Genomic DNA, 16536 nt, shown 5'->3' with positions numbered 1-16536 from the left:
CAGCAACGAATACCACAAGGACATGGTGCGCATGGGCGCCACCTTCCACGGCCAGGCCCCGTTCGATGCCGACAGCAACCCGCTGCGCCAGGTGCTGACGCTGACCTCGAAGATTGCCCAGGTGCGTGAGCTGTCCGAATCGGACGCCATCGGCTACGGCCTGAAGTTCACCGCCAAGCAGCCCATGCAAGTCGCCACGATTCCCATCGGCTATGCCGACGGCGTGCCGCGCATCGCCGCCGGCAACCGCCCTGGAGAAGAGCCGGCCAAGGCCTACGTGCTCGTGGGCGGGCAGTTCAAGGCCCCGCTGGTCGGCGCCACTTCGATGGACATGACCACCATCGACGTGACCAACATCCCCCCGGAGTTCCTGAAGCCAGGAACCAAGGTCACGCTGATGGGTGACGGCATCACGCCCGATCACTTCGGCAACATGTACGACACCAACCCTTCCGAAACCCAGACCAAGCTCGCCGGCCGCATCCACATGGAGCACCACGAGGACCCGGCCGTCCCCCAGCCCGCGGTGCTCAATCAAGCAGCTTCGCCGAACGTCTGGCCGCGAAGTGGGGTCCAAGCATAGGCACCCATCAGCCGGCACTTTCGAAGACGTTCGCAATCCGCACATGGGCCGGTTGCGACAGGCTGCACGTCCGCCGCAATGGGGGTGAGCCTGTCGATGGAACGGCACGATTTGCGGCAGGCTCGTCCGTCACGCCCCTGTGGGTCCGTCAAAGCAAAGACCCACTACTTCAAAGCCTGCCACCAGCGTTTGTTGCTGCGGGGCTGGCCCACAGTCATGATCTCGCCGATCTCGGGTGTGGCCAGTTCGATGCCTTTCGCCGCCGCCAGATTGGCGAGCCGGTCCAAGGGGTCGCGCCAGGTATGGAAGGCGAGGTCGAACGTGCTGTTGTGGACCGAGTACAGGGCCTTGGCGCGCAGGTCCTGGAAGGCCTGAATGGTCTCCTCCGGCGTCATGTGCACGTCCGGCCAGTTGGCGTCATAGGCACCGTTCTCCATCAGCGCCAAGTCGAAGCCACCGAAGCGGTCCGCGATCTGCTTGAAGCCGCCGGAGTACCCCGAGTCGCCGCTGTAGAAAATGCGCTGCTCGCCGCTCTGGATCACCCACGATGCCCACAAGGTGCGGTTGCGGTCGGTCAGGCTGCGGCCCGAGAAGTGCTGCGCCGGCGTGGCGGTGAGTTGCACGCCAGCATGTGATGCGCCCTGCCACCAGTCGAACTCCTGCACGCGTTCAGCCGGCACCCCCATGTCCACCAGCCAAGCCTTCACGCCCAACGGCACGAAAAAGCGCTGCACTCGCTGGGCCAGGTACTCGATGGTGGGCACGTCGAGGTGGTCGTAGTGATCGTGCGACAGGATCAGGCCCTCGATCGGCGGTAACTCCTGCAGGGTCAGCGGCGGCGCATGGAAGCGCTTCGGCCCCGCGAAGCTGAATGGCGACACGCGCTCGCCGAACACCGGGTCGATCAGCCAGAACTTGCCTCGCAGCTTCAGCAGGTGCGACGAGTGACCCAAGCGCACCACCTGGTTGGCCTGCGGGTCCAACGCCTCGAGCTGGGCCGTCGTCAGCGGCCGAACCGGGATCGGATCAACGGGCACCGTGCCCACCTTGGTGCCGAAAATGAAGCGAGTCCAGATGGTCCAGGCGCTGGCTCTCGGCAGCGCCGAGGGGTTGGGGGGATTGACGAAGAGGCAACCCTTGAACTGCGGTGAACTGGCGTAGGGCGAACTGCAATCGCCAGAGCCGCCAGCGCAGCCGGCGACGACCAGACAACAGCCAACCAAGCCGAAGCGCAGGGCCATGAGGAGTTCCTTTTGTGAATTGGGCGAGACAGCCGTGTTGCGCTTGCCGTCAGACAAAGTCTATGTGCTTGCGCAGGAGCAGTTCGTGGATTCGTTGTCCGGGCGTCACCGCACGCACCGGCATCGAGACCCCTGAAGCGCGAGCGAGACATCCCCTTGCTCATCAGCACGAACACAAACTACCCGCCAGACCCACACGCGAAAAACAGATATGCGAACGCGTAGTTCGATCGCCATTTCTTTCGCATACCGGCCCGCGTCTTCGTCGTTTCCGGAGGCGTTCCTCTGCCCGGATTGAATGATCCGTGGCAAAGGAACACACCAACATGCTCGATCGAATTCGCCACAGCCTTGGGCTGCATCGCTACACCATGGAGACCCCGGTCTCCCAACATCAGCACAGCGCCAACAAGCGCGACACGGGTGTGCGCCCCAGTGCCCTGCCCCCACGCGCCACGCCGCCGAACGACACCGAGATGGCGCCGCGAACGGAGCTGCCCGCGGCCACTGCAAGCCCGAGTGCCAGCCCGCTCACGGCCGTGACACCCAGCCCGGCGCGCTCCGAGACGGCGCTGGTCACCGCTTACGTCGACTCCGCCGCGGCCAACTCGGGCTTGGCCACGCACCCGCTGATCGACGCCATGAAGCAAGGCACAGCCGGCGTGCATGGACTGGTCGAGAACCAGTTCGGTGGAGTCAACCAGGTCACGATTTCAAAGGCGATGCTTCGGCAGGCACTGCAGGGCCTCGTGCCGCTCGCTGCCAGCGCCGCGCCGGTGGGCTTGCCCGGCATGCCAGCGGTGCTGATCGCGCAGTCTTTGGCGCTCGCCACCGGCGCGGACGCAACCCGCTCGCTCGCTGCCCTGGCGGCACTGCGCCGGCTCGACCCGGTAGGCGACGTCGTTGCTGCGTGGCAGCACCGAGAGGCGCCCACCACGCGGCCCGGCGAGGCAGACGCATGGCGCGCTGCCATGGAACTTGGCAACACGCCGAGCGGCATGAAGGTTCTGCAGGCCGTATTCGGCGAGCCCGTCGCAGCAGCAGTCGAAAGCGACTTCGCCCTGCTGTTGAAAACCGCTTTGGCCACCGCAGACCGCGATCCCTCGCTCGCGACACCCTCAGCCATGTTGGCGAGCAGCAACCCGCCGACCGCACTGCTGGGCGATGCGATCGACCGCGCGGCAGCACGCCTGGCGGGCAACGTGCAGGCGGGAGCGCACCCGAACGACTGGACGCTCAACGCGGTGCGAAACGACATGTTCGACACCGGGCCGGGCAGCGCCTTCGCTGCCCTCAACGCCCGCATCATGAAGATGGGGCAGTGGATCGCGCATGCAGCCGGCGACAAGACGCTGCAGCTGCGCAACCCGATCAAGGGCAAGTCGGCATTTCGCGCGCTGCGCCACGGCGCCCAGCAGGTGGACCGGGGCACGGCCATCGGCCGGCACCGCACGGCGTTCGATGCGTCCTTGCGCAAGGCGGCCACCGAGCTGCGCGCACAACTGGTCCAGCTCGCGCCACTGGCACGCGCCGCGGGACCGGCTCAGGTGCCACAGGAGCTGTTCCGCGCAGCCGTGTTCGACCACTGCCTGGCCGCCGAGGCCGGCACGCGGCTCGACGGCAAGCAGTTCAACGCCGCCGCGATCGACGACATCGCCAGCCGCCTCGCGGGCCTGCTGGCCGAAGCCGGCGGCCGCCCACAAGACGATCACGCGCCGAGCCTGCTGGCTCAGCTGAAGAGCCTGCCGCAGTTCGAAACCCTGGCCTCGACGCCCATGAGCATGGAGCAACTCGGCACCTGGCTCGGTGACGCGCTGAAGACCCACGATTCGTTGCCCTGGGGCTGCGCCGAGCCCCGGCCGCTCTGGGCCGATGCGATCGCCGGCGAGCTCGAGAAGGCCCATCACGAAGTCCACGGGCACGACACGCGCCTGCGGCAAGTGAGCCGCGAGGGCATACGCGGTGCGCTCAAGCACATCGTCGCCAACATCGAGGGCTCGTCTCGGTTGCGCCTGTCCAGCGGCGGCATCGTCGGCGTGGGCTTGCGCAACCTGACAGCGACGGTGTCGTCGCTGGCGAGCGGCTTCCTGCTGCGCGGCCGGGTCGATGCCCGCAAGCAGTGGGGCCGCCAGGCGGTCTTCGAGATCGCGATGCCGCCTTACGACATGGAGGTGATGATCGCAACGCAGCGGCAGCACGCGGTCCAGTTCGGCGTGGGCGCCTTCGTCGGACCCGACCTGGCCGTCGTGAAGGCCGGCGGAAACGTGGACCTCACGGCCTATGGCAGCGAGTCGGCCGACCTCAAGGGCGTGACGCTTCGCCTGCCGCGCATCGGCCGCCCCGTCAGCGAGCTGCGTACCGAGTTCGCGCTGTTGGTGGACAAGCTATTGGATGGCACAGCAGCCGAGGCCGGGCAAGCACAGGAGCCCTTGCTCAAGCAACTCTTGCAGGACTTTCCGAAGCTCACCGTCAACCAGATCGGCGAGGCCGGCGACGAGCGCAAGCGGCATGGCATCACCGGCGAAGGCGTGGCCGCGGTGCAAGGCTTCGGGATGCGCGCCGGGGTCAGCGCTGGCGCTGCGGTCGAGGCGCAGCGCGGCGTCATCCGCCACTACGAAGATGCCTCGGGCAGCATGCAGGTCGAGCGGCACATCGCCGGCTGGGGTGTGCGAGGCGGCTTGGGCGCCCGCCTGTCGGCCGGCCCGAGCGTCGACACGGGGCCGGTGAAGCTGTCGTCAGGGAACACCGACACAACGATCGTCGGCATCAGCGCGGACCTGTTCGTGACGGGCAGCGCCGAGCGCCGCGAGGCGGTGTACCAGGATGGCCGCCTGCACAAGATCTCGTTCAAGGAAACCGAGCACCAGAATCTCGACAGCTTCTTGGCAGACGTGAAGGCACGCCGCGATGACTGGGTTCAGGCGCGCCTCGAATCGCCGGGCACGTCGCGCACCGCGGACACCGAACACAGGACGCTGCAAAGATTTCTCGATGATGTGTCCGCGTACAACCGACCGACGCATACCTTCGCGTTCCGCTCCACCATCCGCCCGGAAGCGGCCGAGCGCATCGACGCCTACCGCTCGACGGAGCGTCTTGCCCAGAGGATGCTCGACCGAGCCGCCAGGGCCGGCGCGAGCGGCGACGCCGCCGTGCCGATACCGATCGGGTCGTCACAAGCCGCCATCCACGCCGCCATCCAAGCCGCGAAGCAAGCCGTCGAGGACGAATGGGCCAACCCCGCGTCGGTGCAGCCGTACTCGCTGCGCGCTTACGAGCGCGTGTCCGCCCAGAGCAGCCTGGGCCTGAACCTCATCGCCCAGTTCAGCAGCCAGCACGCCGCTGATGCCAGCCACATCGACAACCGGTTGGATGTGGCGTAGACGCGGACGCATCCAGCTGCGACGGGCTTCGCGGCTGCCTCACCGAGGCGGCACGCAAGGTTGCAACACGTGTGCGCCGAACGAAGCGTTTGGCATCAGCGCGAAGGGCGGCGGATCGCCGCGTCGTTCAGCGCTGCGGCTGCAGCCAGACCGCCAGGTCGTGCGCCATCGCATGCAGCGCGAGTTGTGGGCGCACCTGCTCGAAGAACACGGCCACCAGCATCACCAGCATCAGCAACGCCACCGCACCCTTGATCGGCTGCGCCAGGTTGTTGGGCTCGAGCTTGTCGGCTGTCTTGGCGATGAGGCCGATGCCGAGGTCGATCAGCAGCAGCACCATCACCACGGCGCTGGCGATCTTCACCACGGTTTGCAGGTAGCTTGAAACCTGCACTTGCAGAAATCGCTCCAGCATCTGCGACCAGCCCGGCATCAGCTGGTCCAGCGGCCACCATTGGAAGGACTCGAACATCAGCCCGACCAGCGCCATCGACCCGCCCAGCATGTAGAAGCCCGAGATCGCCAGCTGGGACAGCAGGTTGCCCACCGGCGTGCTCTGCTCGCCGCTGAGCGGGTTGCTCTGCTGCACGTTGTTGTAGCCGGCCTGGTTGTCGATCAGCACGCCCACGCCCTCGGCGATCCAGAAGACGGTCGAGACGGCATAACCCAGCAGCAAGCCGATCAGGCTTTCCTTGATGAGGATGGCCAGCAAGGTGATCGTGGAGATGTTTTCCACCACTGCCAGCGGCTGGCCCATGGCGATGAAGATGCCGATGGTCAGCGCCAGGCCGTTGCGCACCACGCCCTGCAGCACCTGGTCATTGGTGACCGGCAACACCAGCATCGCCACGTAGGCGCGCAGGCTGCACATGGCCAGCAGCGTGAGCAGGCTCTTGGCCGATTCGCCGAGTTGGACCAGCGCCTCGGGCCCGGCAAACGGGTTGCTCATGCCCGGGCTCTCATCGCCTGAACGTTCCAAACAGATTGAGTCATCTCGAGTGCCGGAGTCGATGCGAATTCGCAGAGCTTCGCAGCTGCTGCGATGCGCCTTGCACTCCTTCGCGCAGCGCTGCGCAACGAAACGAAGTGCAGCGGTTCCTTGCCGGCGTCGCGGGCGCCGAGACTGGATCGGGCTCTTCTCGTGGCCAGCACACGAAGCTCCCGCTCGGTGTGCTGGTCAGTCAAACGTCTGGGCAGCCCCGCGTCACGCCAGCCTGAACGACTGGCGTGTGTGGGGCCTCAGACGAGTTCTATCACTTCACCCGCACTGCGCTAGATCCGGCCCACTCCTGCATTGGCCTTCACCGTCGCTTCGACGCTGGACGCTGAATAAGGCTTGACCAAGCCAGCCTTGACCTTCTTTGCGGCTGCGAGGACGGCCGAGTCTTGGCGCATGGCATCGGGCTGCGGCATCGGTTCTGCAATGTTGCCGCTGCACAGTCGTCCCAGTGCGTTGTTGCACTGGCTTCGGGTTGCGGCGGTTTGCTTCCACAAGCCAAACAACGGGGCCACCCCTCCCACCGGGGCGTTCACACTCTTGAAGTAGTTGCCCTCGATGAAACTGTTGAGTCTTTCATCCGGCCCATGACCATTTTCGAAGGCATGTCCATTCGACGGAGTGCGTTCGAACAGGTTGTTGACGAAGTGATAGAAGGCGTTGCCACCCAGGCTCGGCGCACGCCCGGAGAAGTCGTGAATCCAGTTGCCGACCCACGTCATGCTCCCCGTCGGCGCCGTCAGCAGGAAGTTCCAGTAGTGGCTGCCATCACAACGGTACTCGGTGCGGCCGTCGAACTCGTTGTTCGAGATGGTCACCTTGTCGACGTTGCCAAAGCCGGTCACCATCATCTGGCGGCCGACGCGGGCAAAGTAGTTGTGGTCGATCCAGACGCCGGACGCACCCCATATCGTGATGGCATCGCCGCCGAAGACTTCTCCGTAGTTGACGTCCGTGATCGACAGGTTCCGGATGACGATGTTCTTGACGCCCTTGTCCAGCTTGAACCCGAGCCCTTTGACGCCCGCTTTGCTTCCCACCCCGATGATGGTCTTGTTGGAGCCCACCAACAGGCCGGTCGCATCCTTGTATGAATGGGTTTTCAACGTGGGATCGCCTGCACAGCGGTGTGCCTCGTTCTGGCTGACGATCAGCATGACCTCTTTCTTGTAGGGGTGTGGGCACGCAGCCGGGCGCACCGGCGGGTTCTTCGTGCGGTCCACGTCCCAATCCGTGCACCCAGGCGCGTACAGGGTTGGTTTGTCGGCAATCAGGTCGATCACGGAATCGATCTCGATCACGCGCGGCTCGTCGTCGATGCACCCGTCCCATGTTTTCCGGCAGAGTTGATACGCAAGCTCCTTGGCGGTCTTGACGCGAACCACCTCGCCGCCCGCGCCACCCGTGACGCCAGCTGCAAAGCCGATCGGCTTTTTGCTGGTCTTGACCACCGCAAGGCTGTGCTCGCGAGTGGACTCGGATTCATCTTCCGCGCTTGGGTCGACAGCGACTTCGGCCCCTTCCTCCGGTTCGTCAACAGCCGCCGATTGAGACTGAGACGGCGCCGACACGTCGCCTGCTGCGCCACCGCCGCAAGCGGAAATCACCACCAGCGCCACCGCCGCGACCGCCAGCTGGCTGAGGCGCACGATCGAGGGGTGCTGCAAGGACGATTGAAGAAGCTGTCTCATACGTTCTACTCCGAGAATGGAAGCTTCATCGTAGGTGCGCATGTGTCGCCAGTCATGATGGAACGCCGATGGAGCCCTCATCAATCCATGAGATTTCCGCGCTAGGCCAAGTCCCTATGGCAGCCGCTGCATGCAATGGACTAGTGCAGCGACGTTTGATGCCACCACACAGCTTGAGCCTCGTGCCCGAGATGTCTCGGCTCCATCCAGCCATCCAGTTGGCGATCAGAAGAGCTTGCTGAAGAAGGACTTCACCTTGTCGACCGCATTCGTGGCTGTCTTGGCGATTGCCTTGGCAACACCGGTCACGCCATCCTTCACCTTGCGGGCAGCACCCTTGAAGGCCCCGCCCACCTTGTCGACGACTTTCTTGCCAGCCTTGCCCACGCCCTCGAAAAAGCGCAACAGGCCTTCGAGGTCGATCTCGCCCTTGACACCAAAGCTCGCGCCCACGCCCAGCGCCGCGCCAGCCTTGAGCTCGAACTTCAGCTTGCGATGACCGCCTGGTTCCCGCTTCACGCCGAGCGAGGCTTTCCCTTCCACCCCGACGCCACCCAGCGCCGCGGCACTGCCGCCAACCTTGCCCAGGCCGCTCACGCCGACCGAGGCATCGCCTTCGGCCTTGCCGCCGGCAAACGCGTTGGCCTTGGCTTCGATGCCTGCTTCTGGAACCATCTTGCCGGTGGTCGGGTCGGCCTTCAGGCGCCAGCCCGCCTTGATGCCGCCACCGAGTTCGCCGCCGGCAAAGACGCGGCCCGCGCCTTCCAGCTCGGGCGACAGGTCGATCGGCACCCCGAAAAGCTTCGGCTCCCACGTCACCGGCCGGTAGCCGAATCCGGCTTCCCCAAAGGCGCCCGCGCGCAGTTCGGCACCGGCGCTCAGCTCGACGTCTTGAGGCGACAGGCTGAACTTGCCGCCCGCGCTCGTCTCCATGCCGAACAGACCGTTGGCGCGCAAGGTCAGCTCGCCCGGGCCGGCCTTGATCACATCGACGGCCTCGCCCTGCATGCCCATGCCGAAAGCAGCGGTGCCGCCGCGCTGGGTTTCCTGGGTCACCGTCCACAGCCCGGCGTTGGTCTTCGAGGAGCCGTTGCCCTCGTTCAGGAGATTGACGTCTTCGTGGCCGCTCTTCCAGGTATTGCGTTTGACGTCGTCGTTGGCGCGCCCCTCGCGGAGATCGGGCGTGTAGTTGCCGTAGTGCGTTTCGGCGCTGAGGGGAGCGCGCTTGCGCGTTGGCTCATCCGTGCGGTCGGTCGTGCGGTCAAGGGTGAACCCGGTGTTGCGGCGCGTGGCATCCGGCGTCTTCGCATCGGGCTGCGTGGACCCACCGGTCTTCTCGTTCGACCACTCGTTGGTCCGCCTGCGCTCGAACTGACGAACGTCCTTGGAGTACTCCAGTTTTCCGTCGCTCAACTTCGGGCTGAAGGCATCGGGTTTCTTGGGTGCGCCCTCTTCGGCCACCCACTCGCGCAGCTCGGTCAGACCGCTGCCTGGCTTGCCGCCGTCGTGTGGCTGGCCGGCGCCGTTGTCTTGCTTCGGACGCAGGTTCGTCGGTAGGCCCGCGGGGCCGCTTTCGCCGTCCTGGCCGAAGACCTTGGTCTTTTGCAATCGCCGCCAATCGAACGGTTCGCCGCAGGTATCCCTGTTGGCATGCTCGTCCACGTCGCCGGTGAAGAGCGTGGACCCCAGTTGCCGCATGCCGCTGTCCAGCGGGCCGCCTTGCCGCAGCATGTCTCCCAGCTTCACGTTGCGGGACTGCGAGGGGTCGGCCGAGGGATCGCGCAGCGGCGTGAAGAAGGCAGTCGAGTCCCTTTCGACCCGCGGGCTCTGAGAAGACATGCACGTGCTCCTGTTGAAGATGAATGGCGGGATCCGCCGGGCTGGCCCCGTCAGCGCCCGGGGCCGATGACCGCCGGGTCGCTCATCGCCTGTTCGATGTTGGCCAGGTACTGCGCCGCATGGCTGTTGCTCGGGTCGGCGTTGCCGGACACGTAGTACGCGAGGCCCTGCTCCAGGCCGCCGTGATCGGCAATGCGCTGCGTCAGGTTGGACGCGGCCATGCGCAGCTGCACCGTGGGGCTGTTCAGGTACTGCTCGGTGCTCACCACCTGCGAGCCGACGCGTGCGTTGCCCGGCCCGCCATCGGACCACTCGCGCCCGTCGAGGAACTTGCGCGAGATCTGGCCCAGGCCGATGGAGGTGTTGTTGTCGCTCGAGCGGTCGAGGTCGCCTTCGGCCTGCATGGCCTTGCGGAAGTCCTGCTTGAACGCATTCGATTCCGACTGCAGCTGCGCACGGAACAGGTTCGGGTCGAGCCCGTACTCGCGCGCCACCTCATCCGCCGCACGGCCGAAGTCGGCCTGCGTCTTGATCTGGCTGTCTTTCTGCTGCTCGTCGCCACGCAGTACCGGCACGAACCGCGGCTGCGTGCGAGCAGCAGCCTCTTTCACGCTGTGAGCGGCCGGCAGCTGCGTTGACGACACCGGTGCCGGCGTGGACATCGATGGCACCGGTGAAGGCGCAGCCGATGGCGATGCGGCTGGTGGCGCAAACGACGGCGGTGGCGCAGAGACGGGCGGCGCCATCGAGGGAGGTTGCGGCGCGCCCATGGACGAAGGGCCCATCGCCGAGGGCGAGCCGGACAAGCTGTTCAGCAGCGGCGCATGCTGCTGAGAGAGGCTGAACACCAGCTGCTGGAGCAGCGGCACCAGCGTCTGCAACAGCGTTCCGAGCTGGCTCATCAGATTGCCACCAGGCGCCTGCGATGCCGGCTGCAGCGACAACTGCGGCAGCGACTGAGGCTGTGGCACATCCTGCAGCGAGGCAGCCCACTGCTGCATCGGCGTCATTTCGCTGCGCTCTTCCAGGCCGAACACTGGCGAGATGGGCAAGAAGGACATGATGCGTGCTCGGCTGGTGTTGGAGACCTTCAATGTGCCGGCTGCATGCGCTGTTGGCGCGGCGCATGCGAAGCACCGCCGCTCGCCGCGAAGAGGCCGAGCGCTTGCCCGCAGCCTTTCACGCCGCCATCGAGTCCGCCACGGCCTGCGCGCGGACCGCCGCCAGCATGCGGGCGACGGAGGCTTCTTCCGACTCCTCGTCCTGCTGGTCTTCCTGGAAGCGCTCGATCTCGTCCATCGCGGCCTTCAGGCGTTGCCGGCATTTGTCGAGCTGCTGCTCGCCACGCTGCAGGGCCTGCTGCGCCGAGCGCACCTGCTGGCGCGCCGCTTCCACCTGCTGCTCGGCTTGCGCCACCCGCTTGGTGACGGCCACCGTGCGCTGCGTCGCATCGCTCAACAGGTGCTGCAGCGTGACGATGTCACTGGCACGAAAGCCCTGCTTGTTGGACGAAGTGTTGAACAGCTTGTCACGCTGGGCTTCTTCCTGCGCGCGGCAGTTCTTTTCTTCGTCGAGCACCTGGCCGAGCGAGCTCACCTGGCCACGCAATTGCTGCTGCGCCGCCTTCACGGCGTCGTCGAGTTGCCCCAAGCGGCGCTGCTTGAGTTTGACCAGCGTGCGCAGGCCTTGAATGGTGCTCATGGGGTATCCGCTGACCCGCAGCGAAGGTGCGGGCGTCACCGCCAGATTGCCTGCACCGCTGACGCCTCCAGGCTCGCCATGCGAAGGCCACGCCGCAAAAGCGAAGCGCCGCTTGGCGCGACCCGTCTCAGGCCCGGGCGGCTCCCGCCCACGACGGCGTGGAACGGCTTTCGCGATGGGCCCGCCCACCGGCGCACCGGCGCGGCGGCATGTCGTAGAAGCTGTCGGTGCCCATGGCTTGCGCCATTTCCTGCCAGGCCACGGGCAAGGTGGAGGCCACCTGAACGAGCGCATCGACGCACTCGGGGTCGAACTGCTTGCCCCGACCGCGTTCGATGTAGTCGAGCGCGTTGGCCTGCGACCAGGCCGGTTTGTAGGGCCGCACGCTGACCAGGGCGTCGAAGACATCGGCCACGGCCACGATGCGCGCACATTGCGGGATCGCACGGCCGGCGAGGCCGAATGGATAGCCCATCCCGTTCCACCATTCGTGGTGCGACAGCGCCACCGCCACATCCACCGACTTGGCGTCCGGATCACTGTGGCCCTGGTTCATCAGCAGCCAGGCACCGAGCGCGGCGTGCTGCTCCATGCGGTCTCGCTCGTCTCTGGCCAAAGCGCGAGGCTTGGCGAGGATCATCTCGTCGACGAACTGTTTGCCGATGTCATGGGTGTACGCCGCCTGGACGATGGCCTGCGACTGATCGTCAGGCAGGCAGAGCGGCACGCACAACAGGCCTGTCAACCAGGCTGTGCGCAGTCCATGGCCATCTGCTTCGGCTTCGGCGTTCATTGCGGGGGCGGGCAAACCAATCAATCGTTGCGGCAGTTTAGGAAGCCCACCGCCCCAACACATGACCAACAACTGATGATTTCGTGACGGGAAGCCAACCTCAAGGTGAAGTTTTGTTGCCCGAAGTCCTTCTTCAGCGCGCCGCTGCGGCTCCGAAGCGGTGTCCGCGCGATTGGCTTGGCGGCAGGAATGTCTCCGCCTCGGCCAACCAGCCGCTGTGTTCCGTGTCCGAGAACTCAGGCTCGACGACCGCCGTGAGGGCGTCTTCGCGGATCAGCACGCTGGGCAGCGCCTGGCCTTGGTGGCGCAGCAGGCACCAGATCCCTGGCTGGTCCGGCCGAGTGCCGGTGCGCAGCACCTCGGCCACGACTTTCGGGCTGCAATCGTCGATGCCGGGCGTGAGCACCATCTGGCCGATGTCGAACCGGCCCCAGGCCAGCGTGAGTTCGACGCCGAAGGGCCAGGCGCCCTGGACGTTTCCGACCTGCCGCTGCAATGACAACATCCGCAGCACGGCCTGTGCGTGAGAGGGGCTTGTTTCGCTGGTGTGCATGATGAGCTTCCGGTGGCTTGCGAAGCGCGGTCTGCGCGACGCCTAGAAGCAGTGTTTTGCACAAGGTGCCCGCTGACGCGGCGCCATGCGAAGTGCCCGACGGGTGTGCGAATGCCCGGGCACCTGCACGCCGCCTGCGCAGCTCAGCGGCGCTGCACCTCGAAGGCCAGGAACTGGTTGACCTGCTGCGGGTGGAAGTTGTCGTCGGACACCAGCAGCAGCGTGGCGTTGCCGTTCGGCAGCCGCGGCCCCCAGGCAGCGCCCTCGATGTTGTCGGTGTCGATGCCCGCGGCGGACAGGTCGAGCACCAGGCGCTTGCGCATGGCGGTGAAGCCGCCTCTCTGCAGCGACGCCGTCCGGCTCACGTCGGTGGCATCGGCAGCGCTCGCCTCGTAGACATGGATGGCGAAGCGGAAGGCGGCGCCCTCCTCCACCTCGCGGCCCGAGCGCTCGACGACGAGCAGCGTGCCTGCATCGGTCGACAGGATCTCGCTCACGCCGTTGTCGGCGCGGCGGCGCCCGCCGCTGGGCGGCAGCGGGATCGGCTCCACCGGATACGCGTACTGGCCCAGCACCCGCCCTTGCCGGTCCATCTTGGTGAAGCGTGTGAAGCCGCCCTGCTCCAGCGACGGCACTGGGCCATCTTCGTAGAGCGGTGCCTCCATCGACACCCACAGCGCCGATGCATCGGGCGTGAAGGCGAGGCCTTCGATGGCAAAGTTGTCGCGCACGCCGCGCTCGGCTTCGGGGTGAACGCGCAGGTTGTCCGGCAGCGGCAGCTCGGCCACGAAACGGCCTTCGCGCGATGCGCGCCGCACGAAGGGATTCAGCCCGCGCTTGCGGTCGCCTTCGCTGGACCAGAGGAGATCGCCGCCGAGCGGATCGATTCGCAAGGCCTCCGGGTCCGGCACCTCGCCGCCTTGCTGCTGATTCGGGAAGACGTTGCCATCGGCCTGCCGGAGCGGCACGACGCTGGTCACGCGGATCGAATGAATGCCCGACGCATCGAGATCGATCGCGGCGGTGTAGAAGCGCGCCGGCGCCCGCGCCGAGCGGTCGTCGCTCAGCAGGTACCAGACGCCGGTCGCCGCGTCGCGGTCGATGCCCGAGATGCCGCCGAAATCACGCAGCGTGCCCTCGGGTTGCCGAGCCACGGTCGCGCTGCCGAGCAAGCGCAGAGCGAACGAAGCAGCGGGCGGCTGGCCTGCCGAAGCAGTGACCGCAGCAGGCCCCGGCGTGCCGGCACAGCCGGCCAACACCAGACCGAGCGTGACCGCGGCGATGCGCAGCCACACCCCAGTTGCACTCAGATGTCGAGCTTGGCCCACAGCACGAGGGTGCGCGGTGCACCGATGAAGTACCGGCCGACGCTGGACGGCGACGTCATCAATTCGGGCGCGATGCCGGAGATGTACTTCTTGTTCGCGATGTTCTCCACGTTCAGGCCCACGCTGGCGCGGCTGAAACTGTAAGACGTGTTGAGACCGAACAAGGCGTACCCAGGCAACCGCTCGTCAACGCCAGTATTTGGCCCAACGCGCGGGTTGGCGTAGTAGCCGGCCCGGCTCGACACGTAGCGCCCGTTCAGGGCGAGCTTCACGTCGTCCATCAGCCGCCATGTGGTTTCGAGGAACAGGTTGTGCGGCGCAATGCCGACGAGCTCGGCGCCATCGCGGATGAACCCCTTCTCCGGGTTGCCGTTGGCGTTGACGCCGCTCAGCTTGTACTCGCCCTTCTGATAGGTGTAGGCGCCATACAAGCGCCAGCTGTCGCCCAACCTGCCGCTGTAGGTGGCCTCTACGCCGTGGATGCGGCGGCCCTGGTCCACGTTCTCGGACTGCAGCGTACCAACGATGTCGGCAGCCACGGTCTCCTTCGAGTCGATGACGAAGGCCTGCACGCCGGCCGCATAGTTCTCACCCTTCTGGCGCAGACCGAGGTCGAACGCGTTGGCGGTGTCCATCTTGTTGACGGTCTGGGCCGTGGCCAGCGAGGGGGCCGATCCGCCTTCGAGCGTCGCGTCGGTCACGCTGGCGGCGTTCTTGGCGTAGCCGGCAAAGATTTCAGTTGTATCGGACAGCGCGTACACGGTGCCGATCTTCGGCAGCACGCCCGAATTGACCTTGGCTTGGTTGACGTAGTTGAGCCGGCCGCTGGGGTCGGCGGTCGTGGGCCTCGAGTCGTGGATCGGTGCGTAGTAGTCCACGTTATTGTCGAGGTAGGTCACGCCGTAGTCGAACTTGAGCTGTCCGTCGAGGAAGCTGCTTCGGTTGGCCACATAGACCATGGCGATCCGGTTGTCCCAGTGCTTGTCTTCGCTGGTGGCACTGGCCACGTCAGAGTAGGCCGGGCCTGCCGCCTGGTCGAGCAAGGGATACCAGTGGCGCACCTGGCCGCGGTTGGAGCGCTCGTACCAGAAGCCTGTGCGCCAATCGACCAGGTCGCTTTGCTTGCCGGCCAGTTCGCCCAGCACGCCGCGTCGGACCATGTCGTATTCATTGGCTCGGAAGTAGATGCTGTTGGCGTTCCCGTCCAACCCAGGGACGGCAGTACCAAGCCCGGTCTCCTTGCCGATGCCGCTTTGCGTCTGGTAGTAACCCTTTGCCGTGAGTTTCAGCTTGTCGGCCAGCGGGAACTCGCCGTCGAGATAGGTCAACACGTCCTTGCGCGGATTGCCCTTGAGTTCGCGGTAGTTGCGGTCGTTGGAAACCGACGTGCCGGTCCACGTGTCGGTATAGCCGTCGCTCTTCGGGTTGGTGTTGAACTGCGACAGCGTCACGATGTTGGTGCCGCTTTCTTCCTTGCGGTTGTTGTAGCTGCTGTGCAGCTTGACGACGGCCCCGCCGTCGAGCTTGAGCACCGTCTTGAGGTCCACATGGTCGCGCTCGTTCTTCCCCGCCGGGTCGTCCACATAGGAAACGGCCCACTGTTGCCGTGACACGCTCAGGTAGCTGGTCAAGCCGGGGAGCAGCTCGCCACTGTCCACGCGGGCAAACACGCGGCCGAACTCTGCGCTACCGCCCGCCGCTTCGGCATGGAAGCCGAAGCGCCGCGACGGGTCCAGCGTCAGGTAATTCACCTGACCCGCCAGCGCCTGGTGAGAAGGTGAACCCACCACGCCTGCTGATTGCGAAACGTCCACGCCGGCCAGGTTGCTGGAGTCGAAGTAACGCGTCGGCACAGAGCCACCGCCCAGCGTGGTGCGGCCGTTCGGAATACCGTCGATCGAAAAGCCGATGCTGTCCTTCGCAAAGCCGCGCATGTTGATCGTGCTCTCGAACCCGTCGCCGCCGAAGGCATTGGACGAGCCCATCTGAATTCCAGAGACACGCTCGAGCACCTTGTCGGCGCTGACACCCGGCGGGTAGTAGTCGAGGTCGGCTGCGGTGATCTTCACGTTGGCGCGCGTTTGCCGCACGCCGATGGCATCACCGTAAACCATCACCTTTTCCATCGTCGTGCCCGACGGCGGTGCAGCAACGGGTGCCGCTGGTGCAGATGCGGGTGCGGCTTCTGGTGCAGCCGCTTCAGCGGCGGAGGCAGCCGGGGCAGCAGGTGCCACAGCGGCTGCAGGCGCAGAGGCCGGCTCGGAGGGCGGCTTGGGAGCTTCCTGAGCGAACACAGGAAGCACTTGGGTGGTGATCAGGAACGCCAGCAGATTGCAGGGCAGGCCGTGGAAGGGTCGCATCGCTTGTGACTCCGTATGGGCAGTTGAATGAAGGTCTGTGCTTGGGACTGAACGCGCCATCAATGTA

Annotated in this window: 12 protein-coding genes; 2 read left to right on the top strand and 10 right to left on the bottom strand. The window is 65.9% G+C overall.

Features of this window, described 5'->3' with window-relative positions:
* The coding region (locus AC1DYS_RS18875) for an alanine racemase (RefSeq protein WP_477901898.1) at positions 1 to 583 on the top strand (583 nt) is incomplete at its 5' end.
* Between the two features lie 164 nt (positions 584 to 747).
* Here the strand turns inward: AC1DYS_RS18875 and AC1DYS_RS18870 are convergent.
* Entirely contained in the window at positions 748 to 1824 is a 1077-nt protein-coding gene (locus tag AC1DYS_RS18870; protein ID WP_477901896.1) for an MBL fold metallo-hydrolase, read from the bottom strand.
* A gap of 326 nt (positions 1825 to 2150) precedes the next feature.
* Here AC1DYS_RS18870 and AC1DYS_RS18865 point away from each other — a divergent pair, with 326 nt between their 5' ends.
* Positions 2151 to 5207: a hypothetical protein gene (locus AC1DYS_RS18865; RefSeq protein WP_477901894.1), complete on the top strand. Its 3057-nt coding sequence runs from the start codon at positions 2151 to 2153 to the stop codon at positions 5205 to 5207.
* A 127-nt stretch (positions 5208 to 5334) separates the two neighbouring features.
* On the opposite strand, the gene sctT is transcribed toward AC1DYS_RS18865, so the two are convergent.
* The 9 genes from sctT to AC1DYS_RS18820 form a co-directional block, all read right to left on the bottom strand.
* On the bottom strand, positions 5335 to 6156 hold the full coding sequence (gene sctT, locus AC1DYS_RS18860; protein WP_477901892.1) for a type III secretion system export apparatus subunit SctT: 822 nt from the start codon (positions 6154 to 6156) through the stop codon (positions 5335 to 5337).
* A 323-nt stretch (positions 6157 to 6479) separates the two neighbouring features.
* Positions 6480 to 7937, bottom strand: a complete 1458-nt coding sequence (locus AC1DYS_RS18855) for a pectate lyase family protein (RefSeq protein ID WP_477901890.1) — start codon at positions 7935 to 7937, stop codon at positions 6480 to 6482.
* A gap of 183 nt (positions 7938 to 8120) precedes the next feature.
* The gene (locus tag AC1DYS_RS18850) at positions 8121 to 9734 is read right to left on the bottom strand and encodes a phage tail family protein (protein ID WP_477901888.1); all 1614 of its coding nucleotides are present in this window, start codon (positions 9732 to 9734) and stop codon (positions 8121 to 8123) included.
* Positions 9735 to 9784: 50 nt separating this feature from the next.
* Entirely contained in the window at positions 9785 to 10795 is a 1011-nt protein-coding gene (locus AC1DYS_RS18845; protein ID WP_477901886.1) for an FmdB family transcriptional regulator, read from the bottom strand.
* Between the two features lie 118 nt (positions 10796 to 10913).
* Entirely contained in the window at positions 10914 to 11435 is a 522-nt protein-coding gene (locus tag AC1DYS_RS18840; RefSeq protein WP_477901884.1) for a type III secretion protein, read from the bottom strand.
* Positions 11436 to 11562: 127 nt separating this feature from the next.
* Positions 11563 to 12228 (bottom strand): HD-GYP domain-containing protein, encoded by a 666-nt coding sequence (locus AC1DYS_RS18835; protein ID WP_477901882.1) that lies wholly within the window; start codon positions 12226 to 12228, stop codon positions 11563 to 11565.
* Positions 12229 to 12361: 133 nt separating this feature from the next.
* Positions 12362 to 12781 (bottom strand): hypothetical protein, encoded by a 420-nt coding sequence (locus AC1DYS_RS18830; RefSeq protein ID WP_477901880.1) that lies wholly within the window; start codon positions 12779 to 12781, stop codon positions 12362 to 12364.
* Between the two features lie 143 nt (positions 12782 to 12924).
* Complete coding sequence (locus tag AC1DYS_RS18825; RefSeq protein ID WP_477901878.1) at positions 12925 to 14076, bottom strand: esterase-like activity of phytase family protein; 1152 nt, start codon at positions 14074 to 14076, stop codon at positions 12925 to 12927.
* An 11-nt stretch (positions 14077 to 14087) separates the two neighbouring features.
* Positions 14088 to 16469: a TonB-dependent receptor gene (locus AC1DYS_RS18820; RefSeq protein ID WP_477901876.1), complete on the bottom strand. Its 2382-nt coding sequence runs from the start codon at positions 16467 to 16469 to the stop codon at positions 14088 to 14090.
* Between the last annotated feature and the right edge of the window lie 67 nt (positions 16470 to 16536).

The organism is Rhizobacter sp. P2_G4 (assembly GCF_056403575.1).
This window is presented reverse-complemented; position numbering and strand designations above follow the sequence as displayed.